This is a genomic window from Stenotrophomonas sp. STEN009 (assembly GCF_056760395.1).
Genome location: NZ_JBRRES010000019.1, coordinates 58,406 through 83,638 on the forward strand (window position 1 = coordinate 58,406; position 25,233 = coordinate 83,638).

The 25,233-nt window shown below is 67.1% G+C and carries 28 protein-coding genes; 16 read left to right on the top strand and 12 right to left on the bottom strand.

Features of this window, described 5'->3' with window-relative positions; genetic code table 11:
- Window positions 1–8: 8 nt before the first annotated feature.
- The 8 genes from ACVOMM_RS10790 to ACVOMM_RS10825 all read right to left on the bottom strand — a co-directional run bounded on the left by ACVOMM_RS10790 (window position 9) and on the right by ACVOMM_RS10825 (window position 7,362).
- Complete coding sequence (locus ACVOMM_RS10790; RefSeq protein WP_460255834.1) at window positions 9–2,150, bottom strand: TonB-dependent siderophore receptor; 2,142 nt, start codon at window positions 2,148–2,150, stop codon at window positions 9–11.
- A gap of 102 nt (window positions 2,151–2,252) precedes the next feature.
- Window positions 2,253–3,956: an ATP-binding protein gene (locus ACVOMM_RS10795; protein ID WP_481526224.1), complete on the bottom strand. Its 1,704-nt coding sequence runs from the start codon at window positions 3,954–3,956 to the stop codon at window positions 2,253–2,255.
- 89 nt (window positions 3,957–4,045) lie between these two features.
- A complete protein-coding gene (locus ACVOMM_RS10800) occupies window positions 4,046–4,231 on the bottom strand; it encodes a hypothetical protein (RefSeq protein WP_111187042.1) in 186 nt (61 codons plus the stop codon).
- Window positions 4,232–4,235: 4 nt separating this feature from the next.
- Window positions 4,236–4,475 carry a hypothetical protein gene (locus ACVOMM_RS10805; protein WP_481526225.1) on the bottom strand — a complete coding sequence of 80 codons (240 nt, stop codon included), beginning with the start codon at window positions 4,473–4,475 and terminating at the stop codon, window positions 4,236–4,238.
- Window positions 4,476–4,584: 109 nt separating this feature from the next.
- Window positions 4,585–4,839, bottom strand: coding sequence for a hypothetical protein (locus ACVOMM_RS10810; RefSeq protein ID WP_481526226.1), 255 nt, complete (start codon window positions 4,837–4,839; stop codon window positions 4,585–4,587).
- A gap of 127 nt (window positions 4,840–4,966) precedes the next feature.
- Window positions 4,967–5,236 (bottom strand): hypothetical protein, encoded by a 270-nt coding sequence (locus tag ACVOMM_RS10815; protein WP_481526227.1) that lies wholly within the window; start codon window positions 5,234–5,236, stop codon window positions 4,967–4,969.
- Between the two features lie 139 nt (window positions 5,237–5,375).
- On the bottom strand, window positions 5,376–6,587 hold the full coding sequence (locus tag ACVOMM_RS10820; RefSeq protein ID WP_053517900.1) for an MFS transporter: 1,212 nt from the start codon (window positions 6,585–6,587) through the stop codon (window positions 5,376–5,378).
- Window positions 6,588–6,702: 115 nt separating this feature from the next.
- On the bottom strand, window positions 6,703–7,362 hold the full coding sequence (locus ACVOMM_RS10825) for an HD domain-containing protein (protein WP_279942428.1): 660 nt from the start codon (window positions 7,360–7,362) through the stop codon (window positions 6,703–6,705).
- 219 nt (window positions 7,363–7,581) lie between these two features.
- Here ACVOMM_RS10825 and ACVOMM_RS10830 point away from each other — a divergent pair, with 219 nt between their 5' ends.
- On the top strand, window positions 7,582–8,088 hold the full coding sequence (locus ACVOMM_RS10830; protein ID WP_279942427.1) for a GNAT family N-acetyltransferase: 507 nt from the start codon (window positions 7,582–7,584) through the stop codon (window positions 8,086–8,088).
- A 10-nt stretch (window positions 8,089–8,098) separates the two neighbouring features.
- Here the strand turns inward: ACVOMM_RS10830 and ACVOMM_RS10835 are convergent, their stop codons facing one another.
- Window positions 8,099–8,536 (bottom strand): acetyltransferase, encoded by a 438-nt coding sequence (locus ACVOMM_RS10835; protein WP_481526228.1) that lies wholly within the window; start codon window positions 8,534–8,536, stop codon window positions 8,099–8,101.
- 111 nt (window positions 8,537–8,647) lie between these two features.
- Between ACVOMM_RS10835 and tadA the strand changes: the two genes are divergently transcribed.
- The 4 genes from tadA to ACVOMM_RS10855 all read left to right on the top strand — a co-directional run bounded on the left by tadA (window position 8,648) and on the right by ACVOMM_RS10855 (window position 12,043).
- Window positions 8,648–9,172 (top strand): tRNA adenosine(34) deaminase TadA, encoded by a 525-nt coding sequence (gene tadA, locus ACVOMM_RS10840; protein WP_481526229.1) that lies wholly within the window; start codon window positions 8,648–8,650, stop codon window positions 9,170–9,172.
- A gap of 75 nt (window positions 9,173–9,247) precedes the next feature.
- Window positions 9,248–9,820, top strand: coding sequence for an oligoribonuclease (orn, locus tag ACVOMM_RS10845; protein WP_368866048.1), 573 nt, complete (start codon window positions 9,248–9,250; stop codon window positions 9,818–9,820).
- Window positions 9,821–9,884: 64 nt separating this feature from the next.
- Window positions 9,885–10,757, top strand: a complete 873-nt coding sequence (locus ACVOMM_RS10850) for an EcsC family protein (protein WP_053517871.1) — start codon at window positions 9,885–9,887, stop codon at window positions 10,755–10,757.
- Between the two features lie 170 nt (window positions 10,758–10,927).
- Window positions 10,928–12,043, top strand: coding sequence for an alkene reductase (locus ACVOMM_RS10855; RefSeq protein ID WP_481526230.1), 1,116 nt, complete (start codon window positions 10,928–10,930; stop codon window positions 12,041–12,043).
- 113 nt (window positions 12,044–12,156) lie between these two features.
- On the opposite strand, the gene ACVOMM_RS10860 is transcribed toward ACVOMM_RS10855, so the two are convergent.
- Entirely contained in the window at window positions 12,157–13,050 is an 894-nt protein-coding gene (locus tag ACVOMM_RS10860; protein ID WP_481526231.1) for a mechanosensitive ion channel family protein, read from the bottom strand.
- 151 nt (window positions 13,051–13,201) lie between these two features.
- Entirely contained in the window at window positions 13,202–15,580 is a 2,379-nt protein-coding gene (ppsA, locus tag ACVOMM_RS10865; RefSeq protein ID WP_053517874.1) for a phosphoenolpyruvate synthase, read from the bottom strand.
- Between the two features lie 145 nt (window positions 15,581–15,725).
- Between ppsA and ppsR the strand changes: the two genes are divergently transcribed.
- The 5 genes from ppsR (at window position 15,726) to ACVOMM_RS10890 (ending at window position 19,969) form a co-directional block, all read left to right on the top strand.
- A complete protein-coding gene (gene ppsR / locus ACVOMM_RS10870) occupies window positions 15,726–16,547 on the top strand; it encodes a posphoenolpyruvate synthetase regulatory kinase/phosphorylase PpsR (RefSeq protein ID WP_053517875.1) in 822 nt (273 codons plus the stop codon).
- Between the two features lie 177 nt (window positions 16,548–16,724).
- Entirely contained in the window at window positions 16,725–17,237 is a 513-nt protein-coding gene (locus ACVOMM_RS10875) for a DUF1249 domain-containing protein (RefSeq protein ID WP_053517876.1), read from the top strand.
- Window positions 17,238–17,277: 40 nt separating this feature from the next.
- Window positions 17,278–17,766 carry an NUDIX hydrolase gene (locus tag ACVOMM_RS10880; protein WP_053517878.1) on the top strand — a complete coding sequence of 163 codons (489 nt, stop codon included), beginning with the start codon at window positions 17,278–17,280 and terminating at the stop codon, window positions 17,764–17,766.
- Window positions 17,767–17,859: 93 nt separating this feature from the next.
- On the top strand, window positions 17,860–18,492 hold the full coding sequence (locus ACVOMM_RS10885) for a DUF2239 family protein (protein ID WP_481526232.1): 633 nt from the start codon (window positions 17,860–17,862) through the stop codon (window positions 18,490–18,492).
- A gap of 115 nt (window positions 18,493–18,607) precedes the next feature.
- Window positions 18,608–19,969, top strand: coding sequence for an MATE family efflux transporter (locus tag ACVOMM_RS10890; protein WP_481526233.1), 1,362 nt, complete (start codon window positions 18,608–18,610; stop codon window positions 19,967–19,969).
- A gap of 90 nt (window positions 19,970–20,059) precedes the next feature.
- Here the strand turns inward: ACVOMM_RS10890 and ACVOMM_RS10895 are convergent, their stop codons facing one another.
- Window positions 20,060–20,710 (bottom strand): class I SAM-dependent methyltransferase, encoded by a 651-nt coding sequence (locus tag ACVOMM_RS10895; protein ID WP_065182725.1) that lies wholly within the window; start codon window positions 20,708–20,710, stop codon window positions 20,060–20,062.
- 343 nt (window positions 20,711–21,053) lie between these two features.
- Here ACVOMM_RS10895 and ACVOMM_RS10900 point away from each other — a divergent pair, with 343 nt between their 5' ends.
- The 6 genes from ACVOMM_RS10900 (at window position 21,054) to ACVOMM_RS10925 (ending at window position 25,010) form a co-directional block, all read left to right on the top strand.
- A complete protein-coding gene (locus tag ACVOMM_RS10900) occupies window positions 21,054–21,668 on the top strand; it encodes a CDP-alcohol phosphatidyltransferase family protein (protein WP_053517884.1) in 615 nt (204 codons plus the stop codon).
- Between the two features lie 22 nt (window positions 21,669–21,690).
- Window positions 21,691–22,812, top strand: a complete 1,122-nt coding sequence (phaE, locus tag ACVOMM_RS10905) for a class III poly(R)-hydroxyalkanoic acid synthase subunit PhaE (protein ID WP_481526234.1) — start codon at window positions 21,691–21,693, stop codon at window positions 22,810–22,812.
- Between the two features lie 3 nt (window positions 22,813–22,815).
- Window positions 22,816–23,889 carry a class III poly(R)-hydroxyalkanoic acid synthase subunit PhaC gene (locus ACVOMM_RS10910; protein WP_053517887.1) on the top strand — a complete coding sequence of 358 codons (1,074 nt, stop codon included), beginning with the start codon at window positions 22,816–22,818 and terminating at the stop codon, window positions 23,887–23,889.
- Window positions 23,890–23,921: 32 nt separating this feature from the next.
- The gene (locus ACVOMM_RS10915) at window positions 23,922–24,293 is read left to right on the top strand and encodes a YfeK family protein (RefSeq protein WP_053517888.1); all 372 of its coding nucleotides are present in this window, start codon (window positions 23,922–23,924) and stop codon (window positions 24,291–24,293) included.
- A 64-nt stretch (window positions 24,294–24,357) separates the two neighbouring features.
- On the top strand, window positions 24,358–24,561 hold the full coding sequence (locus ACVOMM_RS10920) for a PspC domain-containing protein (RefSeq protein WP_053517889.1): 204 nt from the start codon (window positions 24,358–24,360) through the stop codon (window positions 24,559–24,561).
- An 11-nt stretch (window positions 24,562–24,572) separates the two neighbouring features.
- Window positions 24,573–25,010 carry a hypothetical protein gene (locus ACVOMM_RS10925; RefSeq protein WP_053517890.1) on the top strand — a complete coding sequence of 146 codons (438 nt, stop codon included), beginning with the start codon at window positions 24,573–24,575 and terminating at the stop codon, window positions 25,008–25,010.
- The last annotated feature ends 223 nt before the right edge of the window (window positions 25,011–25,233 follow it).

Below are 25,233 nucleotides of genomic sequence, written 5' to 3' on the forward strand. Positions count from 1 at the left end.
ACCGCCCGTCAGAAGCGGTAGGCCGCCTGCACGTACACCCGGCGCGGTTCCCCGGGGAAGTGCCCGTTGCGCGCAATGAAGCCACTGGCCGCATACACCTTGTCGAACAGGTTCTTGACGTTGGCCTGGAACTGCCACTGCTTCCACGTGGTCTTCCAGCTCATGTCGAACACGGTGTAGGCCTTCACGCTCTGCCCGTCCAGGCTGATGCGCTCGCCGACATAGTCGGCACCGAAACCAATGGCCGAGTTCAGCGCAGGCAGGTCGTAACGCGTCCACAGGCCGAGCGTGTTGCGCGGTGCATTGGCGAAGCGGTCTCCGGAGGCGTTGGTGATGCCGTTCGGGCCCGCATCCTTCACCCGTGCGTCGTTGTACGCGTAGGTGAGGTTCACCACCCAGCGATCGGTCACATCGGCCAGCAGATCGAGTTCCATGCCGGTGCTGCGCACCAGGCCCAGCGCGGCGAGCTGGTTCACGCCTGCGGTCACTTCGCCGGTGGCCTGCACGATGTTGCTGCGGTCGATGCGGTAGGCCGCCATGTTCAGGGTCACACGCTCGGCCAGCAGCGACTTCATGCCTATCTCCCACTGTTTGCTGCGTTCAGCGTCGAACGGGCCGCCGGCAGCACGGTCCTGGTTGGCCGCGCTCTGTGGCACGAATCCGCTGGCCACGTTCGCGTACAGGTTCAGCCCCTCGCGCACGGTGAAAGTGCTGCCCAGCCGCCAGCTGAGGTCGTGCCCATCCACGCTGCTGCCGCCGAGGCGATCCTCGTCCTTGAAGCCATCCCAGCGCAGGCCGGCCAGCACATGCCAGCGCGTGCCCAGCGCAAGTTCGTCCTGCAGGTAGCCGCCGTAGCGGGTGCTGCGCGTGGAAGTGCTGCGCCAGGGCAGGGTAGTCAGAGCGTAGTCGTGCCAGGTGCTGGCGCCATACACTGGATTGAACAGGTCGATGCCACGCACCGGCCCCGCACCGCGCGCGAGGTCGGCACTGTTGGCGGTCTGCGCGGTGAAGTCGGCATCGAGCTGGTACACGTCAGCGCCGAACAGCACTTTATGCTCGATGCGGCCGGTACTGACCCGCCACACGGCATTGCCGTTGACAGTAAACGCCTCGTTGTCGCGGATCTGGTTGCGCAGCTGGCGCGTCATCCACTCGGCCACGCCATCGCGATCGCGGTCGATCAGCCCCATCGGCTCGTGATACATCTGGTGCTCGTTGTTGGTGAACCAGCGCGCGGCGAAATCCACATCCAGATTCGAGGCCGGCGCGAAGCGATACTGCGCCAGGGCGACCTTCGCGCGCATGTCGAGGAAGTCGCTGGCCTCGTTGTGGTTCCAGCGGCGATCGGTCAGGAACGTACCTGCGTCATTCACCGGTACACCCCGCAGGCGGTTGCCGCCCAGGTTCTGGGTGATGTCGGTGAACTGCAGGGTCAGCTCGCCGGTATCGCCCACATCGAAGGCCAACGATGCATCGCCGATCACGCTTTCGCTGTCGGTGTTCCAGCGCACGCCCTGCTCGGTGTCGCCGTACAGACCGGCGCGGTAGCGCACGCGGCCGGCCGCATCCAGGGGGCCGGTGGCCTCGACCGAGCCGGCGCGGAAATCCTCGTTGCCCAGCTGGACTTCGATGCGGCGCTCAGCCGTGGCCCGCGGTTTGCGGGTCACATAATTGATGACGCCGCCGGCATCACCACCGCCATACAGTGCGCCGGCCGGACCCTTCAGCACCTCCACCCGCTCGATGTTGAACAGCTGGGGCACCGCGAAGCCCGCATACGGGTCGCCGCGCAGGCCGTCATAGAGCACGTTTTCCTGCCGGAAGCCACGCAGGGTCACGCCCGCATAGCTGAAGAAGCTGATGCCGCTGATGCTGCGGTACAGGTCGGTCACCTGGCGCGCAGCCTGGTCGTCGATCAACTCGCGCGGCACCACCTGCACCGATTGCGGCACCAGCTCCAGCGGGGTATCGGTGCGGGTGCCAACCGCGGCGTCGTCAACCCGGTACAGCGTCTGAGCACGGCCACGCACTTCGACCTTGTCGAGCTGGGTGGTCGCGGTGGTGGGTGGGGCGGCGGCCTGTGCCAGGGGCGCCAGGGGCAGGGCGAGGGCCGCGCACAGCGCGCGGCGGCGGAGCGGGAATAGGGTCATGGGAGGGGATTGGCAACCGCAAATGAGAAAGATTAGCATTTGCAGTGATGATGTGCCTATTCCCTGATGGCGCGATGGACATCTGGGCACGTGCGGAGGACGTTACGCCCGTATCGTCGCAACCTCCCTCCGGCCCGCGGCCTCGGTCATCACGACGGCGAGCTGCTTGAGCGAGTAGGGCTTGCGCAGCAGGGTGAAGCCGTGGCCGGGGTCGCGTGCCAGCAGCTCGCTGTAGCCGCTGGTCAGGATGATGGGCAGATCCGGAAAGCGATCACGCACGTGCCGGGCCAGTTCCAGGCCGTTGGTGCCGGGCATCACCACGTCGCTGAACATCACATGGAACCGCGTGGCGTCCTGTTCCAGTTCGGCAAGTGCCTCATTGGCGTTGCGGGCCAGTACCACCTCATAGTCGAGTTCGCGCAGGGCTCCGACCGCGAACTCGGCCACATCCACGTTGTCCTCCACCACCAGCACGCACAGCCCGTGCCCGTGCAGCAGGCCCGGCTGTGCCGCCGGCCGCGCCACCGCCTCGCCGGAACGGGTGAGCGGCAGATACAGCGTGAACCGGGTACCGACGCCAGCCTCGCTCTTGACGTCCACCTCGCCTTCGGACTGCTTGACGAAACCGAATACCTGGCTGAGGCCCAGGCCGGTGCCGGCACCAATACCTTTGGTGGTGAAGAAGGGTTCGAAGATGCGATCCACCACGCCAGGGTCGATGCCAGTGCCCGTATCGGTCACGCTGATGGCGGCGAAGTCACCTTTCAGCGGTGCCGCGAAGCGGACCGAAGGCACCGCTGTAACCTGCTCGACGTCGATGGTGACCGTGCCGTGGCCGTCGATCGCATCGCGCGCATTGACGGCGATGTTGATCAGCGCGGTGTCCAGCTGGGTGCGGTCCAGCAGCACCGGCAGCGGGCGATCAGGCAGGTTGACCGACACCTGGATGCGTGCCCCCAGTACCGTGGTGATGATGTCCGACAGGGCCTGCACGCTCTCGCACAGGTCGAACACCTCCGGTGACAGGCTCTGCCGGCGCGAGAAGGCCAGCAGCTGCGCTGTCAGCCGTGTGGCCCGGTCCGACGCATTGCCGATCGCCTGCACGTAGCGGCGTCGCGGATCTTCCGCCGGCCAGGTATGCAGCAGCATGTCCACCGAGCCGGTGATGACCTGCAGCAGGTTGTTGAAGTCGTGCGCGACGCCTCCGGTGAGCTGGCCGATGGCTTCCAGCTTCTGCGACTGCCTGAGCTGCTCACGGGCCCGCACCAGTTCCAGGTGCGCCTCGCGCGCCTGTTCGGTGATCGCGGCCACTTGGCGGCTGTGCAGGTCGCGCTCGATCACGCGTTCGGTCTGCTCGCTGACCACGCAGATGATCCCGGCGACGGCACCGCTGGCATCGCGCAGAGGCGAATAGGAGAAGGTCCAGAAGGTCTCGCGCAGCGTGCCGTCGCGGTCCATCATCAGCGGCAGGTTCTTGAAGCTGCGGCTGCGGCCCGCGAACGCCGCATCGATGGCATGCTCCACATCGGCCCAGACGTCAGACCACACCACGTCCAGGCGGTTGCCCATGGCGCCGTGCAGCTTGTCACCCAGCATCGGCAGGTAGGCATCGTTGAAGAAGAATGCCTTTTCGCTCAGGCCCCAGGCGATCCACAGAGGTTCCGGAGAGTCGAGGATCATCGCAAGCAGCGTGCGCAGCTCGCAGGGCGCCTGTGCCGCCGCCGGCGAGCGTGCCCAGTCGCTGTCCTGCAGCAGGCGATAGGCAAGCTGGTCGGGTGCGGAGACGGGAAGGGGGAAAGGATGCATGGCCGTCGGCGCGGGAAGGTGCGGCAGCATAGCCGAACCGATGTCAGCAGGGCCTGCACATCGCCAATGGGTCGGGGCAACCGCAGCGGCTAGCCTGGCTCCTGGCCTGGTTGCCCGGCCAGGGCGTGCCGGCCTGCCGGCGTCAGGTCGATGTCCGCATCCTCGGCCTGCACCGCAAAGCCCGCATTCACTGCCCAGGTCGCAGCGTCACCGCGCACCGGCTGCGCGTCGGCGATGTCCTGCAGGATCCTGATCTGCGCTGCAGTCAGCTCCATCGCCTCATACCCCCAGCAGCGACGAGAGCCGCCACTCCGAAACACGCGCGTGGCTGATCGGCTGGTGGCAGCCGCAACGCTCGCAGCGGAACAGGGCACCGCCTGGCAGCTGCAGCAGTGTGTCCTCACTGGCGGAGGTGGTCTCCGCGCAATGGTGGCAGGTGACGGTGAGCGCGGTGATGCGTTCAACGCCACCGGACAGGTTGAAGACGGCTTCGAAAGCGCGGATGACAGGGTGGGACATAACCACTCGCGAGTAGTACACGTCCGCATCCTCGCCTGCCATCCGTGACGGCGCAGTCAGCTGCGTGCATCGACCGGATCAAGATACTCCACCGTCAGAGCTCCTTCCTTCAGAGGTCCTTCTTCTTGCCGCTCAGATCCAATGGCTTGTCATCGCCCTTGCGCTCGCTGGACCAGACTTCAAGACTCTTGTTGCAGCGGCTTTCGCGTGCGGCGACCTGCGGCGGCAGGTCCTTCAGGTGCGGTGACTCCTGGCAGCCCGAATGCATGGCCGTGTCGTCATAGGTGGCGCAGGCAGCGAGCGAGGCAAGCATGACGGCATAGACCGAGGCGCGCAGCGCGGCGGGGGCGGAGCAGATCGGCATGGACGGCATCCTGGAAAGAGGGGGTGCCTAATTCAATAATGTGACCCCGTGCCGACGCAATCGGTCTGCCTGCACTTGTTATTCAGTAACAAGTGTGGCGATACTCTGCGGTTGTGGCATCTGCGGGCTACGCGACGCAGATCATGAACAGTGCGGACAGCGCCAGCATCAGCATGAAGACCCGTCGGCTCAAGGCCAGGCAGGCCAGGCAGGCGGCCAGGGCCCAGGCCGCCAGCAGGATGCAGGTGAGCAGCCACAGGCCGATGGTCATCAGTGACCCTGCAGCAATGGCTGACAGAGCGGACGCCTTGAACAGCGCGATACCCAGCACACTGCCCAGCACGCCGGCCTGCAGGGCGACCGCGTCATGGTGGGCAGGGGCACGGCGGGGAGGCATTGCGGTCCGGACGATCGACCAGGGGGTGTTGATCGAAGTCTGCCCGAACGGATATCCACGCCATGTGTAGTCCCGTCGGCGGCCGCCGCAGGCCTGCCTGCCGCGTGCGGCGCTGCGGGACGGCCGCAGGACAGCAGTGTCAGTGACTGCGGGCGACCGTGCGTGCGCGGTTCTTTTCCAGCATCACCGCTACGCACCACAGCAGCAGGCCACCGAAGGCCGTGGCTGCGCCGACATAGCCGGTGGTGGCGGGACTGAAGCCGGCGCTGATGGCCATGCCACCCAGCCACGGCCCCAGCGCGTTGGCGGTGTTGAACGCGGCATGGTTGGAGGCCGCAGCCAGCGTCTGCGCTTCCCCCGCCACATCCATCAGGCGGGTCTGCAGTACGGCGGCAAGCGCACCCATGGTGCCCACGGTGATGATCATCGGGCCGATGGTCCACACCGACTGCGCAGCCAGCGGATACAGCAGCAGCATCACGATCGACCACGCCAGTACCAGCGCGGCGGCCTTGAAGTGGAATCTGTCCACCAGCCAGCCGCCGGCGATGTTGCCGATGATGGCGCCGATGCCGAACACACCCACGGCGAGCGGCATCCACGATTCGGCAACCCCGGTCACCTGCACCAGGGTCGGCGCAAGATAGGTGAACACACAGAACATGCCGGCGAATCCGACCGCACCGATGGCCAGTGCCAGCCATACCTGCGTGGTGTTGAAGGCGCGCAGCTCGCGCATCGGCGAGGTGCGCACCTCCTCCGGGTCGGGCAGCAGGAAGCGCGCGATCATCGCAACGGTGGCAATGGCCAGCAGGGTGACCAGCGCAAACGCCGTACGCCAGCTCAGTTGCTGGCCCAGCCAGGTGGTGAGCGGGTTGCCGATCAGGATGGCGATGGACAGGCCGAGCAGCACGCGCGACATCGCCTGGCCGCGCTGGCCGGCCGGGCTGATCGCCGCCGCTACCAGCATCGCCACGCCAAAGTAAGCGCCATGCGGAAGGCCCGCGACGAAGCGCGCGATGAGCATGGTGGCGTAGTTCGGTGCCAGCGCGCTGGCCAGATTGCCGACTGCATAGAAGCCCATCAGCGCCAGCAGCAGGCGACGGCGCGGGAAGCTGGCGCCGACGAACGCCAGGACCGGTGCACCGACCACCACGCCGATGGCGTAGGCGCTGATGAGATGGCCGACCTGTGTTTCGGTGATCGACAGGCCACGACTGATTTCCAGCATCAGGCCCATGCTGGCGAACTCGCTGGTACCGATGGCAAAGCCGCCGAGCGACAGGGCGAGGATGATCAGGGTGCGCTGGCGGGGCGTCAGCTGCGCGGCCAGGGAGGAATTGGGGCTCATGCGGGGACGCAGGGGGCGGGGAGCAGGCTATTGTACTGCTGCACCGCAGCAGGGGCATCGCCCGCTGCCAAGAATCAGCGTTTGGCAGGTGGTGCCGACCGCGCCCCGAGGCGGGTCAGGCCAGCACGTACATGTCGCTCCAGAGAAGGAACGCTTCCGGCGTCATCTGCGCTTCGAGTTCGGCAAGCACGATGTCACGCACCCTGATCAGCGCCTGCGCCTGCGTGGGGGAATCGTCGCAGTTGGCAGGAGCGCCTGCACCGGCCTCGTCAGCCAGCTGAACCAGCGTGCGCGCCGCCTCCATCAACGACAGCAGGCGGGCGGCTGCCGGGTCCGGCACGTCCGTGGATGCGCTGCGGCTACCGAGGGCGGCCAATGCGGCGGCGTACTTGCCACGCAGGCGGTTGGCCACCTCCGGCGGCAGCTGCAGCAACCGGCGTGGATGGGCGTTGTCGGCGATGTCGGCCAGCTTCACCTTCAATGCCCGTGGGTGCTGGCGGATGCCTGCGTAGTAATGCTGGGCGTCGGCAGCGCTGTGCCGGTTGAGCAGGGTCACGATGTCCCGGATCGGCGCCGGAAAGGCCGCCAGCCGGGGCGCGTACTCTGGGCAATCCTCCACCACGTCGTGCAGCCACGCGGCCGCCTTCGCCGTGTCGTCGTCATGGATTGCGGCCGCCACTCGCGCGACATGTTCGATGTAGGGCCGTCCGGCCTTGTCCTGTTGCCCGGTATGGGCTTCGCTTGCCAATGCGCGCGCCTGTACGACCCAGTCCATCGTTGCCTCCTGCTGCTGGAGGCTGGATTATCGCCCAGTCGCGCTGGCGCCGAGATTGACCCGCCGCAGGGGGCTGGATAACGTGCGCGCGCCTGCAGCACGCAGGCGCCTGCCGAGCGTGGTTTTTCATGTTGGAGAGTGTCGTCCGCGCGTCGTATCGAACCTTCTCACTTTCTGCGGGCCCGCTGGCCGGGTCTGCCGCACTGAACGAGGTGCTCTGTGAGCTTTCTCATCCGTCCTGAAACACCCGCCGACGTTGACGGCATCCATGCGCTGACGGCCGCGGCCTTTGCCACGGCCGAGCACAGCAGCCACACCGAGCAGTTCATCGTTGACGCACTGCGTGCCCGCGGCGAGCTGTCGGTTTCGCTGCTGGCGGTGCACGAAGAGCGGCTGCTCGGCCATGTAGCCGTGTCGCCGGTGTCGGTGTCCGACGGCAGCAGCGGCTGGTACGGCCTGGGCCCGATCTCGGTGCTGCCGGAGCGACAGGGGCAGGGCATCGGTGCCGCATTGATGCGCGCGGCCATCGAGGCCCTTCGCCAGCAGCACGCGCGAGGCTGCGTGTTGCTGGGCGAGCCGGAGTACTACGGTCGTTTCGGCTTCCGCGCCGAGCCGGGGCTGGTGCTGCCGGGCGTTCCTGCCGAGTACTTCCAGGCGCTGTGCCTGCAGCCGCCACTGGCGCAGGGAGAGGTGCGCTACTCCCGGGCGTTCGAAGCGACCAACTGATCGCGGGCGTTCAGCCCGCGTGCCGAAGATGGATCAGCGGATACGGACGGCCCTGCGAATCCAGCGCTGAGCGGCCGGTCTCGATGAAGCCCATGCGCAGGTAGAACCCCACTGCCTGCGCATTCTGTGCATTGACGTCGGTGCTCAGCTGCGGATGCACGGCCAGTGCGTGCTGCAGCAGCTGGCGGCCAATGCCGGTGCCGCGCACGTCCGGGTCGATGAACAAGGCTTCCAGATGCGTCCCGTCGATCAACATGAAGCCCAGAGGACGATCATCTGCATCCACGGCCACAGTGGTCGGCGCCCGGGGCAGGAAACCAGCCACTTCGGCATCGATGGCCAGGCGGTCTTCAGGGCGGAGGAAGTCGTGGGTGGCGTCGACGGCGCGGCGCCACAGGTCGACGAGTGCGGCACCGTCATCGGCGCGCGAGGGGCGCAGGGTGGTCATGGGCGGGAACGTGAAGCGGGCAGGCAGCACAGTATGATGTCATTCTGGCATCCGCTGCGCAGCCCGGCGTTACACTGTGCGCCTGAGCTCTGCCGCCTCACGGAAACTGCCATGACCGACGCTCCGGGTGTACCGGTGCACGACGCCGACGAACAGTGGATGCGCCATGCGTTGGCGCTGGCCGAACGCGCGCAGCGCGAGTTCGACGAGATCCCGGTCGGTGCGGTGCTGGTCGGTGCCGACGGCCAGCTGCTGGGTGAGGGCTGGAACCTCAATATCGCTTCGCACGATCCCAGCGCGCACGCCGAGATCGTGGCGATGCGTGCCGGCGGCAAGGCGCTGGCCAACCATCGACTGTTGGGCAGCACGCTGTACGTGACGCTGGAGCCCTGCGCGATGTGCGCGATGGCAATCGTGCATGCGCGCGTGTCGCGGCTGGTCTACGGTGCCAGCGACCCGAAGACCGGTGCCTGTGGCAGCGTGTTCGACCTGCTGGGCGACGCGCGCCACAACCACCGCGTGGAGATCCACGGCGGGGTGCTGGCCAAGGAGGCGAGCACGCGGCTGACCAACTACTTCCGCGCCAAGCGCGGCAAGCCGCCCCTGTTGCTGGAAGGCCCGACGGACGAGGGATGAGCAGCGAAAGGGTATGATGGGCGCCCCTTTCCTTTCCCGGCGGCCCGCGGGCCAGCCCTGCAGCGAGACGACACGATGGTGGAGAACGGCGCGGCCAACGAGCGATTGATCTGGATCGACCTGGAAATGACCGGGTTGGATACCGACAACGATTCGATCATCGAGATCGCCACCGTAGTGACCGATGCCCAGCTCAACGTGCTGGCCGAAGGACCGGAATTCGCCATCCATCATCCGCTGGAGACGCTGGAGGCGATGGACGAGTGGAACCGCAACCAGCATCGTCGTTCCGGCCTGTGGCAGCGCGTTCTGGACAGCAGCGTGACCCTTGCCCAGGCCGAGGCGCAGACGGTGAATTTCCTGGCGGAGTGGATTCCGGCCGGCCTGTCGCCGATGTGCGGCAATTCGATCTGCCAGGATCGCCGCTTCCTGCACCGGCAGATGCCGCGCCTGGAGAAGTACTTCCACTACCGCAACCTGGACGTGTCCACGGTGAAGGAACTGGCCAGGCGCTGGGCGCCGGGCGTGGCCGCTGGCGTCGGCAAGAACAGCAGCCATACCGCACTCAGCGACGTGCATGATTCGATCAACGAGCTGCGCCACTATCGCCGGTTCATGGGCGCGCTTTCGGGGTTGCCGATTGCCTGAACGACGACGCCGGGCATGGCCCGGCGCTACCCATCGTTCAACCGCGTGGCGCTACTATCGGCCCATGAACGAGCCGATCCTGCTGCCGCGCGATATCGCCCACGACGCCCGCGACTGGTCCGACCTGCAGCGGGCGGTGGCACTGCTGGAGGCGCCGACCCTGACCGCGCGCATGGCCAACCTGGTCGGCACGCCGCTGGAGTTCGCAGTGAAGGCCCTGCCGACGTCGGTGTCCAGCCGCATCCACGGCGCGGTGCAGGCGGCGCTGTCGAAATCCGCGCAGGCGGCGCTGTGGAGCATGGACAATTCACCCGGCAAGGGCGCATCCACCCGCTGGCACAAGGTGGCTGCCGCAACGTCCGGCGCGGTCGGCGGTGCCTTCGGTTTTGCCGCGTTGTTCATCGAACTGCCGGTGTCGACCACCATCATGATGCGCGCCGTGGCCGATGTGGCGCGCAGCGAAGGCTTCGACCTGTCCGAGTTCAGCACACGCCAGGCCTGTCTGGAGGTGTTCGCGCTGGGCGGCAATTCGCCGCGCGACGACGCCAGCGAGACCGGCTACTACCTGGCCCGCGGCTTCACCACCGATGTGATGCGCCACCTGTCGGCCGAGCTGGCCGGCCGCGTGGTGACCGGCCGCGACCTCACCCTGGGCGTGGCGCCGAAGGAGGCCGGCAAGCTGTTGGCCAAGCTGGTGGAGAAGGTCGCCGCGCGTTTCGGTGTGGTGGTGACCGAGAAGTTCGCCGCGCAGGCGGTCCCCATCGTGGGTGCTGCCGCCGGCGCCACGCTCAACACCATGTTCACCGACTACTACCAGGACATGGCACGCGGGCATTTCATCGTGCGCCGGCTGGAGCGCAAGTACGGTGAGGATGTAGTGCGCACCTGCTATGACCGCGTGGCGCATGGCGGCGCCCTGATCGAGCCGACGCTCTAACCGGTGTCGGGGGCAGATCCCTCTGCCGTGCAAAGGGATCTGACCCCGGGCGAGACCTCGGGCGAGCCTATCATTGCCCCGGCGGAACAACTGTTTTGCCAGTCCGTGCCTGTTGCCCGGCGGGCGCCATCCCCATTCTTTGCGGCACTCCCCCGCAAGAGATGGCCGACATGCTGTTCACTCCCCACCGCCTGGGCGCACTGACCCTGCCCAACCGCATCGTGATGCCGCCGATGACCCGTTCGCGTGCGGCCCACGGTAATGTTGCCACCGCCGAAATGGCGGCGTACTACGCGCAACGTGCCGGCGCCGGCCTGATCATCAGCGAAGGCACCCAGATCAGCCCGCAGGGCCAGGGTTATGCCTGGACCCCGGGCATCCACAGTCCGCAACAGGTACAGGGGTGGCGCCAGGTCACCGATGCGGTACACGCGGCGGGCGGACGCATCTATGCGCAGCTGTGGCACGTGGGCCGCGTTTCGCATATTGCCCTGCAGCCGAACGGTGAGGCGCCGGTGTCGTCGTCGGCACTGCTGGCCGAAGGCGTGAAGGTGTTCGTTGATCCGACCGGTGCCGGCCCGGAGGCAGGCGTCGGCGAGATGATCCAGCACTCGATGCCGCGCGCCCTGCGCGAGGACGAGATTCCTGGCATCGTCGAGGACTACGCGCAGGCGGCACGCAATGCACTGGCGGCGGGCTTCGACGGGGTCGAGCTGCATGGGGCCAATGGCTATCTCATCAACCAGTTCATCGATTCGCAGGCCAACCAGCGCACCGATGGCTATGGTGGCGCGCTGCAGAACCGGCTGCGCTTCCTGCGTGAGGTGACGCGGGCGGTGGTTGAGGTGGCGGGTGGCGACCGGGTGGGGGTGCGCCTGGCGCCGCTGACCACGCTGCAGGGGGCGGTGGACGATACGCCGCAGGCCACCTATCTGGCGGCCGCGCATCTGCTGGGTGGGCTGGGCGTGGGCTACCTGCACATCGCCGAAGCCGACTGGGACGACGCACCACCGATGCCGCTGGCATTCAAGCAGGCGCTGCGCATGGTCTATTCGGGAACACTGATCTACGCCGGCAAGTACACCGCCGAGCGCGCCGAGCAGGCACTGGCCGAAGGCTGGGCTGACCTGATCGGCTTCGGCCGGCCGTTCATCGCCAACCCGGACCTGCCGGAGCGGCTGCGCCAAGGTTCGGAACTGAACCTGCCGGACCGCGCGACGTTCTTCGGAGGCGGGGCGGTGGGCTTCACCGATTACCCGACGCTGGAAAAGAGCGTCGCTGCCTGATTCCGCATCCGCCGGGGGGGGGGGGGGGCCCCCCCCGCGCCGGGGGGGGGGGGTGCGGGGGCGGGCGGGGCCCCCCCCCCGGCGAGCGCGCAGCGCGGGATGAGGCGCGGCGGTCAGGGCGTGTCGCGCACCAGCGCGTCGGCCTCGACCACGCCACCGTCCTTGCCGTGCAGGTACAGATGCATGTCCTGCTGCGGATAAGGAATGTTGATGCCAGCCTTGTCGTAGCCCAGCTTGATCTGCTCGAGCAGCGTCACCTTCGTGCCGAACCAGTCGGCCGACTTCACATAGCAGCGGATGCCCAGATTGATCGCATGCGCGCCCAGCTCGTAGACCACCACGTCCGGCACCGGCGTCTGAAGTACGCGCGGGTCGGCTTTCATCAGCGCGAGGGCGGTGTCGCGCGCCAGCTGGATGTCGTCGTCGTAGCCGATGCCGACCACCAGCTCGACGCGACGGGTCGGTTCGGCCGTGAGGTTGATGATCGGCGCCGCGGTGATCAGGGTGTTCGGAATGGTGGTGTGCTGGTTGTCAGCGCCGGTGATGACGGTCTGGAAAATGCGCACTTCGCGTACCGTGCCGGTCTGGCCGGCGACCGTCACCACATCGCCCACGCGGAACGGGCGCAGGGTCACCAGCATCACGCCTGAAGCGATGTTGGACAGCGAATCCTTCAGCGCCAGGCCGACGGCCAGGCCTGCAGTACCGAGCACGGCCAGCAGCGGGGTGATCTTTACGCCAAGCGTGCCGATGGCCAGCACCACCACGATCACCAGCGACGCCGCATACACCACGTTGCGCAGGAAGCTGCCCAGCATCGGGTCGGCGCCCATTCGCGCGGTCGCGCGCGGCATCGCGTTGGACAGGCGGCGTGCCACCCACAGGCCGACCAGCAGCACCACGATGGCGGCCAGCAGTGGCACGCCATAGGTTTCCAGCAGTCGCTCCCAGTCCAAGGTGTGGAACCAGGATGACGTGGCGGGCGTAGCGGGTGCGGCGGCGATCATGCGGGTGGTCCTCTGCTGCGAAAGGGAGTTGCCCAGGGCAGGGCGTGCGCGCACGCCAGAAACAGCAAGCCCCGCAGAGGCGGGGCTTGCATGCAGCAGCAGTATGGGCGGACGTCGATGAAAACGACGTCAGCCTGCAGCCTTCAACGCATCATGCGCTGGCCTTCAGCTTGGCCAGGCGCAGCCAGGTATCGACCACGGTGTCCGGGTTCAGCGACACCGATTCAATGCCTTCCTGCATCAGCCATTCGGCCAGGTCCGGGTGATCGGACGGGCCTTGGCCACAGATGCCGACGTACTTGCCCTTGGCCCGTGCCGACTTGATCGCCATCGACAGCAGCTTCTTCACTGCCGGGTTACGTTCGTCGAACAGATGGGCGACGATCGACGAGTCGCGGTCCAGGCCCAGGGTGAGCTGGGTCAGGTCGTTGGAGCCGATCGAGAAGCCGTCGAAGATTTCCAGGAACTCATCGGCGAGCAGTGCGTTGGACGGCACTTCGCACATCATGATGATCTTCAGGCCGTTCTCGCCCTGCTTCAGGCCGTTCTGGGCGAGGACTTCCACCACCTTGCGGCCTTCTTCCAGCGTGCGCACGAACGGAATCATGACCCAGAGGTTGTCCAGGCCCATTTCGTTGCGCACGCGCAGTACGGCCTTGCACTCCAGCGCGAAGGCAGCCGAGAAGCTCGGATCGACATAACGGCTGGCGCCGCGGAAGCCGATCATCGGGTTCTCTTCGTGCGGCTCGTAGTTGCTGCCGCCGATCAGGTTGGCGTACTCGTTGGACTTGAAGTCCGACAGGCGCACGATCACCGGGTTCGGCGCGACCGACGCGGTGAGGGTGGCGATGCCCTCGGCCAGGCGGTCCACGTAGAAGCTGACCGGGTCACCGTAGCCGGCGATCTTCTCGTCGATCTTCTTCTTCGTTGCCGCGTCCTGGCGGTCGTACTCCAGCAGCGCGTTCGGGTGGATGCCGATGTGGCTGGCGATGATCATTTCCAGGCGCGCCAGGCCGATGCCGGCGTTCGGCAGCTGGCCGAAGTCGAAGGCACGTTCCGGGTTGGCCACGTTCATCATGATCTTCAGCGGAGCCGGCGGCATGTTGCCCAGATCGGTGGTGGTGCGCTCAAAGCCGAGCTTGCCTTCGTAGATGAAGCCGGTATCGCCTTCAGCGCAGCTGACGGTGACCAGCTGGCCGTCTTCGATGACCTTGGTGGCGTTGCCCGAGCCGACCACGGCCGGTACGCCCAGCTCGCGGGCGATGATCGCGGCGTGGCAGGTACGGCCACCGCGGTTGGTGACGATGGCCGAAGCGCGCTTCATCACCGGCTCCCAATCGGGATCGGTCATGTCGGCAATCAGCACGTCGCCCGGCTGCACGCGGTTCATGTCGTCCAGCGTCTTCACCACGCGGGCCACGCCCGAACCGATCTTGGCGCCCACGGCACGGCCTTCGGCCAGCACGTTGCCGCCCTTTTCGGTCAGCGCGAAGCGCTCGATCTGGGTGGCGTGGCTGCGCGACTTCACCGTCTCCGGGCGCGCCTGCACGATGAACAGCTTGCCGCTGACACCGTCCTTGGCCCACTCGATATCCATCGGGCGGCCGTAGTGCTTTTCGATCACCAGCGCCTGCTTGGCCAGTTCCTGCACGTCCTCGTCGCTGATCGAGAAGGTGTTGCGCAGTTCGGCCGGAGTGTCCTCGATCCTGACGCGCTCGCCGGGAACGTCCGAGTACACCATGCGGATCGCCTTGCTGCCGAGCGAGCGGCGCAGGATCGCCGGCTTGCCGGCCTGCAGGGTGGGCTTGTAGACGTAGTACTCGTCCGGGTTGACCGCGCCCTGCACGACCATTTCGCCCAGGCCGAAGGACGAGGTGACGAACACCACGTCGCGGAAGCCCGATTCGGTATCCAGGGTGAACAGCACGCCGGAGGAACCCACGCCCGAGCGCACCATCAGCTGCACGCCGGCGGACAGGAACACGTCCTCATGCTTGAAGCCGTGGTGCACGCGGTAGGCGATGGCGCGGTCGTTGTACAGCGAAGCGAACACTTCCTTGACCTTGTGCACGACATCGTCGGCACCGGTGACGTTGAGGAAGGTTTCCTGCTGGCCGGCGAACGAGGCGTCGGGCAGATCTTCGGCGGTGGCCGAAGAGCGCACCGCCACGGCCACGTCGCCGCCGCCGTTCTCGGCGCTCAGCTTGGCGTACGCGGTCCGGATGTCCTGGTCCAGCTGCGGCTGCAGCGGAGCGTCGATGACCCAGCCACGGATTTCCTTGCCAGCCGCGGTCAGCGCGGTAACGTCCTCGACGTCCAGCGTGGCCAGCTTGTCGAAGATGCGCTTGGACAGATCGTTGTGCGCGATGAAGTCCTTGAAGGCTTCAGCGGTGGTGGCATAACCGCCCGGCACCGACACGCCCAGACCGGCCAGATTGCCGATCATCTCGCCCAGCGACGAATTCTTGCCGCCTACGCGGGCCAGGTCGGCCAGACGCAGTTCGTGCAACCACAGGATGTTCTCGTTCAAGCGCGATGCTCCGTTTGGCCATCGCCCGAGGCGGGCTGTAATGGCCGCGTCCGTAGGAAGAAGCCGATATGATGCCGGGCAGAGTACCGTCGGCACAAGCTTGTGCTGGCGGCCTTTTTAGGCTTCGTAGGGGGTAAAAGCGCGCATGTCGACCATCCGCCCGGTGTTCTATGTTTCCGATGGAACCGGTATCACCGCTGAAACCATTGGACATAGCCTGCTGACCCAGTTCTCCGGGTTCAGCTTCATTACCGATCGCATGTCGTTCGTCGATGACCCCGAAAAGGCCCGTGAAGCCTGTGCCCGGATCCAGGCGGCGGGGGAGCGCTACCAGGTCCGGCCGATCGTGGTGAACTCCTGCGTGGACCAGAGCCTGAGCCTGATCCTGGCCGACAGCGGGGCGCTGATGCTGGACGTGTTCGCGCCGTTCATCGAGCCGCTGGAGCGGGAACTGTCCAGCCCGCGCCTGGCCCGGGTCGGCCAGGCCCACGGCATGGTCGATTTCGACACCTACCACCGCCGCATCAATGCGATGAACTTCGCCTTGACCCACGACGACGGCATCGCGGTGAACTATGACGATGCCGACGTGATCCTGGTGGCGGTGTCGCGGGCCGGCAAGACCCCGACCTGCATCTACCTGGCCCTGCACTACGGGGTGCGCGCAGCCAACTACCCGCTGACCGATGAAGACCTGGAAAGCGACCGCCTGCCTGCGCGGCTGCGCAACTACCGGCGGAAGCTGTTCGGCCTGACCATCGACCCGGACAGGCTGCAGCAGATCCGCCAGGAGCGCCGGCCGAACTCACGCTACGCCAATCTGGAAACCTGCCGGCGCGAAGTGGCGGCGGCCGAGACCATGTTCCGCATGGAGAGGATTCCGACCCTGAGCACCACGCACACCTCCATCGAGGAAATCTCCAGCAAGGTGCTGGGCACGCTGGGGCTGCAGCGCGAAATGTACTGATCCTCTCCCGGCGGCGCCGGCGATGCCGGGCCACGCTGGATGGCTGCGCTGCGCGCTCGCCGGGCCTGGCCCAGCGCTACCTGTCAGCGCGTGGATGCACACGGACGATCGCGGCCGGTGGGTTGGCTGCGGCTTGAACAGCCCCCACGTTGAACCACCAACGTGTAGGATCGACCCATGGCCCGAGCCTTGCCCCGCACCGAACGCATTCCCCGCCTGAGCCGGCTGAGCTGGCTCATGGGCCTGTATGCGGAAAACTACCGGCACCTGGTGCGTCTGTTCGCACCGGCCGAGCTGGTTGCGGGCAGCTACATCTCTTCGGTGGGTGATGGCCTGGATGTGCGTCTGGACGTGATCGAGTGCCATCGCTACACCGTCGAACTGCGCCTGACCTACGACCTGGCCGACCCGGTGACCGGCGAGCCGGACCCGTCGGCCTATGTGCGCCTGTACCGCGACGCACGCCAGGCTGAAACCACCCATTGCTACGTCGGCCGCCGCTGGCAGGACACCATGGGGCTGTATCCGCCGCCGGCCGAACTGATCAGCCACCGCATGCGGATGAACACCTTCCTCGGCAAGTGGCTGGAATACCTGGCCGAGCGTGGCCATGGCGTGGCCACCCTGCGTCGCGATCCGGACGGCAGCGCGGCAGCCGATGGCGAGCGTCGCCTGTCGCTGGTGCGCTGATCGGCCATAATCCGGGGCTGACCTGCCGCCGGATGCCGCCATGCCGTATACCCCGATCGTCGCCACCCTGGGCTATGTGCTTTCGCCCGACGGGCGCCAGGTGCTGATGATCCATCGCAATACCCGCCCCGGCGACCACCATCTGGGCAAGTACAACGGCCTGGGGGGCAAGATCGAGCCGAGCGAGGACGTGGCAGCCGGCATGCGCCGCGAAATCGCAGAGGAAGCCGGCATCGCGTGTACCTCGATGCGTCTGCGCGGCACCATCAGCTGGCCGGGTTTCGGCAAGCACGGTGAGGACTGGTTCGGGTTCGTGTTCGTGATCGACGGCTTTGAAGGCAGCCCGCACGGCGGTAACCATGAGGGCACGCTGGAGTGGGTTGACCTGGACAAGCTCGACACGCTGCCGATGTGGGAGGGCGACCGCAATTTCCTGCCGCTGGTGTTCGACGCGGATCCGCGTCCATTCCACGGGGTGATGCCGTACAAGGACGGACGCATGCAGAGCTGGTCGTTCAGCCGGCTGTGAACTGCGTCGAGGCAGTACGGATTAATACCCGGGTGATATTGACGCCATAAAATTGCCCGGGTAATATTTCCGCATCGCCCCGGTGCCCGTGCCATGTCCAACGCTCCCCTTCCGCCGTTCAGCTGCTTCGACGGTCATCGACTTGTCGCTTCCGGTACGCCGGACGTCGCCGCGCTGGCGCTCAGGCAGCTGCGTGCCGATGCGGCTGCCGGCCCGCTGCTGGTGTTCGACAACGCCACCGGCCTGACCCGGGATTTCGATACGCGTGGCAGCGTCGCGCAGCTGCTGGCGCGTATCGCCCAAGCCTTCCCGGCATCACTCCCGGACGCCGATGTGCAGACGGCGGCCACCGATGAACCGGTGGTGGCGCGCGGGCGCGGGCGACCGAAACTGGGCGTGGTTGCACGCGAGGTCACGCTGCTCCCGCGTCATTGGACCTGGTTGGCCGGACAGCCGGGCGGCGCCTCGGTGGCGCTGCGGCGGCTGGTGGAAGCGGCCAGCCGGGCCGGTGCCGATCTGGACCGGCAGCGCCGCAACGCCGAACGCGCGTATCACTTCCTGCAGACCATCGGCGGCGATCTGCCCGGCTTCGAGGAAGCCACGCGTGCGCTGTTCGCGCACGACCGCGCGCGCCTGCAGGCTGTGCTGGAAAGCTGGCCTGTCGACGTACGCAGCCATGCTTTGCGTCTGGCCTTCGACGAACCTGCCGGCAGCACCGACGACTGACCTGCCGCCCCGCAGATGCAAGCGGCCGCGCTGACCGCGGGCCGTTACTCCTCCCACCTGCGTCTCCTGCTGGCCCCTTGGCCGGGCAGGGCAACGCTTTGCCCATGGAGTGCCCATGAATCCCCCATCACTGTCCGCAGCGCCTGTGTCGCCCCCCCTGTGGCGCGCCTATCTCGGGTTGTTGCTGCCGATGCTGTTGACCAACGCTCTGCAGCTGGCCTCCGGGACGCTCGACAACATCTACCTCGGCCACCTGCTCGGTGCACATGCGGTGGCCGCAGCGGCAGCGGTGTTTCCGATGTTCTTCCTGTTGCTGGCCCTGGCAATGGGCCTGGCTACGGGCGCCACGGTGCTGATCGGGCAGGCGTGGGGGTGCGGTGATGTGGTGCGGGTGCGGCGGGTCGCCGGAACGGCGATCGCACTGATGCTGGCGGTGTCGTTGCTGGTGATGGTGGTCGGCAACCTGTTCGCACCGCAGCTGCTGCAGGCGCTCGGCACACCGGCGCCGATCCTGGGTGAGGCCATCGCCTACGCGCGCATCATGCTGAGCGGCGTGCCGGTGATCTTCCTGCTCTGGCTGGCAACGTCGGTCAGCCGCGCGGTGGGCGATGCGATGTCGCCGCTGCACGCGTTGCTGATCGCCACCTTGATCGGCCTGCTGTGTGCACCCTTGCTGATCGTCGGTGCTGCAGGCCTGCCGAGGATGGGAGCGGCCAGCGCCGCATTCTCCGCGGTGCTGGCTTCCACGCTGGCGTTGGCCTGGCTGTCGTGGCGCTGGCGCCGACAGGGGCATCCGCTGGCACCCGATCGTGATCTGCTGCGTGCGGTGCGCGTGGATGCGGGCACGGCGCGATCAATGTTGCGGATCGGGGTGCCGTCGTCGCTGCAGATGCTCAGCCTGGCCGTTGCCGAAATCGTACTGCTGGGCTGGATCAACCGGCACGGTTACCTGGCGACCGCCGCCTATGGCGCGGTCAACCAGCTGATGAGCTGGGTGCAGCTGCCGGCGATGTCGCTGGGCATCACCGCCACTGTACTGGCTGCGCACGCGATGGGCGCAGGGCGCGTGGCGCGGCTGCCTGCGATCGCCCGCACCGGTGCGTGGCTGGGGGGCGGGCTGCTGGCTGCGGTGGTGGGGCTGGTGATGCTGTCGGCACCGTGGCTGGTCGGCCTGATCCTGGACGCACCGGACGTACGCGCGCTGGCTACAGAGCAGCTGCGCACGGTGGCCTGGGGCGTGCTGGCAATGGGCGGCGCCTCGGTGCTGGTGGGCGTGATGCGCGGCAGCGGCACGGTCGTGTGGCCGGCGCTGCTCGGAATGGCGGCCATCGTGCTGCTGGAACTGCCGCTGGCGGCTTGGCTGCATGCGCGGCATGGCCTGGCGGGACTGTGGTGGGCCTGGCCGCTGGGACTGGTGATGATGCTGGTGCTGCAGCTGTTCTGCTTCGCCGGTTGGCGGCGCCGGATTGCCGGCTGAGCGCCTGGCCGCTGCGCTCGCCGGGCATGGCCCGGCGCTACCGGGCCGGCATCCTTGAGGTAGCGCCGGGCCATCCCCGACGGAAAACGATCACTGCCGGTGCGCCAGCAGCAAATGGAAGTGCTTCTCGCGCTGCTGGCCATCGTTGCCTTCCGCGGTTTCACGGTGTGCCCGCCAGGCCGAAACACGGAAGCCCGAGATCCGCAGCGCGCGTTCCACCGCCTCCAGTTCGTGCAGGTGGAAGGTCGAGGCAAACGGCAGACCGCGCATGAAAGTGGCATCGCCGAACGCCAGGCACAGGCGGCCGCCAGGGCGCAGCACCCGCGCCAGTTCGTCCAGCACCGGCGCCAGGTTCGGCCAGAAGTAGAGGGTGTTTACGCTCAGCGCCGCGTCCACGCAGGCATCGGTGACGGGCAGGGCGTGGGCGTCGCCATGGCGCAGTTCCGCGCGATCACCCAGGCCGGTCGAGGCCAGTCGCTGGTTGCCGGCCGCAACCATGGCGGTGGACAGTTCGATACCGAGGTAGCGGCTGTTGGCCGCTTGCAGCAGCAGGGGCGCGAACGCGCCATTGCCCGGGCCGATTTCCAGCACGCTCTCGCCTGCAGCGGTCGCGAGCAGGCGGATGGCGGCCTGGTTGAGCCCGCCATTGCTGCGGTTCATCGCGTCGGCCACGTCCAGGGCGTGGTCGCCATGGGGCATCCGCAGTTGAGCGGCCAGGGTGGCTGCGTCCAGCATCGGCATCGTCCGGTGAGGGGATCAGGACGTGGCGACGGCGGGTCCGCCGCTGACCATAGCGCCAGAGAGCCGGCTTGGGAAGGGCGGAAACCCCGCCAGAAGTGATGAGCAAATGTCCACCGTCGCAGTCGGTGAGAACGGGTTGTCCACAGGGGGTGTGGATTACGCGTGGGCAACTTTGTGGATAAGCCTCGACAGGCGCCACCCCCCTAGGCTGTCAAGATGGGTGGCGAAAAATTCACCGCTGGTGACGATGCGTGAGCGACCGGTGAAGGGGGAACGCGGGCCGTGCTGTCGCCAGCGGCTGCGCTCGCGGTAACCTGTGGCCCTTGATGCCCCGTGAGACTTCATGAAACGTCACTTCTCGATGCTGCGCGAGTTCCAGCTGGCGGACTGGTTCACCCTGGCCAACGCCTTCTGCGGCACCGGCGCGGTGTTCGCCGCCATGCGCTTCCTGCAGGATGGCGAGCGTGGCTACCTGCTGTTCGGCATGGCGTTGATCCCGCTGGCCTTCATCTTCGACGCGCTGGACGGCCGCATCGCGCGCTGGCGCAAATCCAGTTCGACGCTGGGCCGCGAGCTGGATTCGCTGTCCGACGTGATCTCCTTCGGCGTGGCCCCGGCCGCGCTGGCCTATGCCTGTGGCATGCAGGGCGGGTGGGACTGGCTGGTGCTGAGCTACTTCGTCTGCTGTGGCGTCAGCCGTCTGGCCCGCTACAACGTGACTGCCGAGGCGCTGGCCGGCGACGAGGGCAAGGTGAAGTTTTTCGAGGGCACCCCGATCCCGACCAGCCTGGTGCTGGTGATCGTGCTGGCGATCGCGGCGGGTACCGACGCGATCGGCCCGGACATCTGGCTTGGCCAATGGCAGCTGGGTCCGTGGCAGTTGCATCCGATGGTGCTGCTGTTCGCCCTGTCCGGGTCGCTGATGATCAGCAAGACCCTGCGTATTCCCAAGCCATGACGGCATCCTGCGGAGGCATGCGATGACCAGTTCGGCCCATGACGCCGGCAGCAGCGATTTCGAGACTCTGGCCCGGCAGTATTTCGGGGCTTGGGGCGATGCCCTGCGCCATGCCTCCGCCGCCGGTGCGCCGGGCAGCGGCGATGCCGGCAACTGGCAGCGCCTGTTTGACGGCTGGAGCCAGATGCTGCCCGAGCAGGGGCCGGGAGCGCCGGAGGACGCGGTGCGCCGGTTCCGCGAGCAGGCGGGCAGCTGGTACGGCACGATGCAGGAGGTCGCCAGCCGCTTCGCCGGTCGCGATGCCAGCAGCGCAGAAGTGGCACAGGCCTGGCGTGAGGCAGTGCAGGGCCAGGGGGATGGCCTGCTGCAATGGATGCTGCAGGGCGCGCGCGGCAGCACCCAGGCCGGCGGTTCGTTGCCGGAGTTCGCCAACTGGCTGCAGCAATGGCAGCTGCAGGCGGGCCCGTGGCTGCAGAGCCCCGCCTTCGGTCCCGGCCGTGAACACCAGGCGCGCTGGCAGGCCCTGCTGCGCGCGCAGGAGGATTACCAGCAGCAGTCGCGCGCCTATGTCGAACAGATCCGGCAGGCGCTGGACGAGGCCTTCGACCTGTTCGAGCAGCGGCTGGCCCAGCATGAGCAGCCCGGCAGCCAGTTGACCAGCGCGCGGGCGATGTTCGACCTGTGGATCGAGGCGGCCGAAGAGGCTTACGCCAAGGTGGCCCTGTCCGAGCCGTTCCAGCAGGTCTATGCCGACCTCGGCAACGCACAGATGCGCCTGCGCGCTGGGCTGCAGCGCGAAGTGGAGCAGGTAAGCGAGCGGATCGGCCTGCCGACCCGTTCCGAAATGGATGCCGCGCACCGTCGCATTGCCGAGCTGGAGCGCAGCCTGCGTCGCCTGCAGGCGCAGGTGACGGTGCTGGCGGGTACGGCGACGGTGGATCCGGCCGCACAGCCGGCCCCGGCCAGGGTGAAGCCTGGCACTCGCAGGGCGGCCGCGAAGAAGGCGGCGCCAACGCCGAAGGCGGCAGTCAAGAAGGCTGCAGTCAAGAAGGCTGCAGTCAAGAAGGCTGCAGTCAAGAAGGCTGCTGCAAAGCGTGCGCCAGCCAGGAAGGCGACATCCCGTACTTCCTCGCGGAAAACATGACCGATGAAGGGACCTCTGGGCTTCAATGCCGATGACCTGATGCAGGAGACCCTGGCCATGCAGCGCAAGCTGATGGAAGGGCTGAAGCTGCTGCCACAGGTGGAAGATGTCGATTACGGGGTGACCGCCCGCGAGGAAGTCTGGCGTGATGGCAAGGTGGTGCTCTATCGCTTCGTCGGCGAACAGGCACCGACCCGGCGGACGCCGCTGCTGATCGTCTACGCACTGGTCAACCGCCCCTACATGGTTGACCTGCAGGCCGATCGCTCGCTGGTGCAGAAGCTGCTGGCACTGGGGCAGGACGTGTACGTGCTGGACTGGGGCTACCCGGATCGATCCGAGCGGTTCCAGACGCTGGAGGACTACCTGCTGCGCTACATCGAGGGCGCGGTGGATGCCCTGCGCGCGCGCAGCGGCGGCCCGGTGGACCTGCTCGGCATCTGCCAGGGCGGTGTGTTCGCGCTGTGCTATGCGGCGCTGCGCCGGCAGAAGCTGGGCAAGCTGATCACCATGGTGACGCCGGTTGATTTCCACACCGCCGACAACATGCTCTCGCACTGGGCACGGCAGGTGGATGTGGACCTGCTGGTGGACACGCTGGGCAACATCCCGGCCGACCTGATGAATGCCAGTTACCTGATGCTCAAGCCGTTCCGCCTGAACGTGCAGAAGTACGTGGGCCTGCTGGACATCCTCGATGACAAGGCCGCGCTGGAGGATTTCCTGCGCATGGAGAAATGGATCTTCGATTCGCCGGATCTGGCGGGCGAGGCATTCCGCGACTTCATCAAGCAGTTCTACCAGGACAACGCGCTGGTGAACGGTACGGTGCGGATCGGCGAGGAAGCCGTGGATCTGTCGCAGGTGACCCTGCCCGTGCTGAACATCTATGCCGAGCAAGACCATCTGGTGCCACCGGATGCGTCGCGCGCGATGCGGGGGCGCCTGGGCACGGAGGACTACACCGAGTCCAGTTTCCGCGGGGGGCATATTGGAATCTACGTGTCCGGACGGGCGCAGCGCGAAGTGCCAGCTACGATTGATGGCTGGTTGAAGGCTCGGGACGGGAAGGGCTAGTCTCAGGCGCTCTGGACGGGCTGGAGCCAAGGATGCTGTCGCACAAATCACTGCTGGTTGCAGCGCTGCTGCTGACCCCTGCATGGGCCCCTGCGGCCCCGGGCCCCGTAGCGCGCGGCGAAATCGCGCAGCTGATCTCCAGCCTGGACGGCTCCCAGTGCCGTTTCCAGCGCAACGGCCGCTGGTACGACGGCAGCAGTGCGCGCGCGCACCTGCAGCGCAAGTACGACTACCTGCTGAAGAAGGACCTGGTGGACAGCGCCGAGCAGTTCATCGAACGCGCGGCCACCCAGAGCAGCATGAGCGGCAAGGCCTACCGCATCCAGTGCCCCGGGCAACCGGAGCAGGCGTCGGCCGCATGGTTCAGCGCCCGGCTGCAGGCGCTGCGCCAACGCACGCCGTAGACAGGGGGGCGGTGTAGAGTCGAGTCCTGTTCGACTGCTTTATGCACTGCCAGGAGGATCCGCCATGAGTACCACGCCCCGCACGTTGTCGCGCTCGCTGAACGACCGGATGATCGCCGGGGTGATGGGCGGCATCGCGCATCGCTTCGGCTGGAATTCCACGCTGCTGCGGGTGGTCTTCGTACTGGTGTCGCTGGCATCGGCGGCATTTCCCGGCATCCTGGTCTATCTGATCCTGTGGCTGCTGATTCCCAACGAGGCCGATTGAACCGTCCTGCCATGGTCCGGCCGATCTGGCTGCGTGCCTTGCAGGTGCTGGGTGCAGCCTGGACCGTCCCCAATTCGCTGATCGGCCTGGTCGGAGGCCTGGCCGGGCTGCTGGGCGGTGCGACGGTGCGCTGGAGCGGTCGTGAGTGCGCGCTGGTGTTCGATCGCTGGCCGTGGGGGCCCGGCGGCGCGATCACGCTGGGCAACGTGATCCTGCATACCGGCCATGATCTGGCCATGCCGTGCCGGACCTATGCGCATCAGGCGGGGTGGGGGGCGGAGCCGCTGATCCGGCTGGACGACCATGAGCGCGCGCACGTCTACCAGTATCTGGTGCTGGGGCCGCTGTACCTGCCGGTGTACCTGCTGTGCGGCGGGGTGAGTGCGCGCAACCCGTTCGAGCGGGCGGCGGATCATTACGCCCGGTTCGGGCACGGCTGGTGGCCGTAGTCTGCAGCCAACGGCACAGCCCCTCGTGGGCGGTGAAGTGGGTTGCGGAAAGTCGGTCTACTGTGGGCTGGCCGGGTAGGTGGGACTGGCGGGGCCGCCGTGAACCCGTCCCTGGGGGCTTCGCCGCGCCATCCTTGGGGCGGATACCCCCGCGACCCCAACCCGACCGCCCTTGTAGAGCCGAGCCTGCGCTCGGCTTCGTGGACTGACCTGAAAGCAGCCG

Bases quoted from the DNA above. Each gene is read 5' to 3' on its own strand.
- ACVOMM_RS10790 (WP_460255834.1), bottom strand. From the start codon at position 2,150: ATGACCCTATTCCCGCTCCGCCGCCGCGCGCTGTGCGCGGCCCTCGCC.
- ACVOMM_RS10795 (WP_481526224.1), bottom strand. From the start codon at position 3,956: ATGCATCCTTTCCCCCTTCCCGTCTCCGCACCCGACCAGCTTGCCTAT.
- ACVOMM_RS10800 (WP_111187042.1), bottom strand. From the start codon at position 4,231: ATGGAGCTGACTGCAGCGCAGATCAGGATCCTGCAGGACATCGCCGAC.
- ACVOMM_RS10805 (WP_481526225.1), bottom strand. From the start codon at position 4,475: ATGTCCCACCCTGTCATCCGCGCTTTCGAAGCCGTCTTCAACCTGTCC.
- ACVOMM_RS10810 (WP_481526226.1), bottom strand. From the start codon at position 4,839: ATGCCGATCTGCTCCGCCCCCGCCGCGCTGCGCGCCTCGGTCTATGCC.
- ACVOMM_RS10815 (WP_481526227.1), bottom strand. From the start codon at position 5,236: ATGCCTCCCCGCCGTGCCCCTGCCCACCATGACGCGGTCGCCCTGCAG.
- ACVOMM_RS10820 (WP_053517900.1), bottom strand. From the start codon at position 6,587: ATGAGCCCCAATTCCTCCCTGGCCGCGCAGCTGACGCCCCGCCAGCGC.
- ACVOMM_RS10825 (WP_279942428.1), bottom strand. From the start codon at position 7,362: ATGGACTGGGTCGTACAGGCGCGCGCATTGGCAAGCGAAGCCCATACC.
- ACVOMM_RS10835 (WP_481526228.1), bottom strand. From the start codon at position 8,536: ATGACCACCCTGCGCCCCTCGCGCGCCGATGACGGTGCCGCACTCGTC.
- tadA (WP_481526229.1), top strand. From the start codon at position 8,648: ATGACCGACGCTCCGGGTGTACCGGTGCACGACGCCGACGAACAGTGG.
- orn (WP_368866048.1), top strand. From the start codon at position 9,248: ATGGTGGAGAACGGCGCGGCCAACGAGCGATTGATCTGGATCGACCTG.
- ACVOMM_RS10850 (WP_053517871.1), top strand. From the start codon at position 9,885: ATGAACGAGCCGATCCTGCTGCCGCGCGATATCGCCCACGACGCCCGC.
- ACVOMM_RS10855 (WP_481526230.1), top strand. From the start codon at position 10,928: ATGCTGTTCACTCCCCACCGCCTGGGCGCACTGACCCTGCCCAACCGC.
- ACVOMM_RS10860 (WP_481526231.1), bottom strand. From the start codon at position 13,050: ATGATCGCCGCCGCACCCGCTACGCCCGCCACGTCATCCTGGTTCCAC.
- ppsR (WP_053517875.1), top strand. From the start codon at position 15,726: ATGTCGACCATCCGCCCGGTGTTCTATGTTTCCGATGGAACCGGTATC.
- ACVOMM_RS10875 (WP_053517876.1), top strand. From the start codon at position 16,725: ATGGCCCGAGCCTTGCCCCGCACCGAACGCATTCCCCGCCTGAGCCGG.
- ACVOMM_RS10880 (WP_053517878.1), top strand. From the start codon at position 17,278: ATGCCGTATACCCCGATCGTCGCCACCCTGGGCTATGTGCTTTCGCCC.
- ACVOMM_RS10885 (WP_481526232.1), top strand. From the start codon at position 17,860: ATGTCCAACGCTCCCCTTCCGCCGTTCAGCTGCTTCGACGGTCATCGA.
- ACVOMM_RS10890 (WP_481526233.1), top strand. From the start codon at position 18,608: ATGAATCCCCCATCACTGTCCGCAGCGCCTGTGTCGCCCCCCCTGTGG.
- ACVOMM_RS10895 (WP_065182725.1), bottom strand. From the start codon at position 20,710: ATGCCGATGCTGGACGCAGCCACCCTGGCCGCTCAACTGCGGATGCCC.
- ACVOMM_RS10900 (WP_053517884.1), top strand. From the start codon at position 21,054: ATGAAACGTCACTTCTCGATGCTGCGCGAGTTCCAGCTGGCGGACTGG.
- phaE (WP_481526234.1), top strand. From the start codon at position 21,691: ATGACCAGTTCGGCCCATGACGCCGGCAGCAGCGATTTCGAGACTCTG.
- ACVOMM_RS10910 (WP_053517887.1), top strand. From the start codon at position 22,816: ATGAAGGGACCTCTGGGCTTCAATGCCGATGACCTGATGCAGGAGACC.
- ACVOMM_RS10915 (WP_053517888.1), top strand. From the start codon at position 23,922: ATGCTGTCGCACAAATCACTGCTGGTTGCAGCGCTGCTGCTGACCCCT.
- ACVOMM_RS10920 (WP_053517889.1), top strand. From the start codon at position 24,358: ATGAGTACCACGCCCCGCACGTTGTCGCGCTCGCTGAACGACCGGATG.
- ACVOMM_RS10925 (WP_053517890.1), top strand. From the start codon at position 24,573: ATGGTCCGGCCGATCTGGCTGCGTGCCTTGCAGGTGCTGGGTGCAGCC.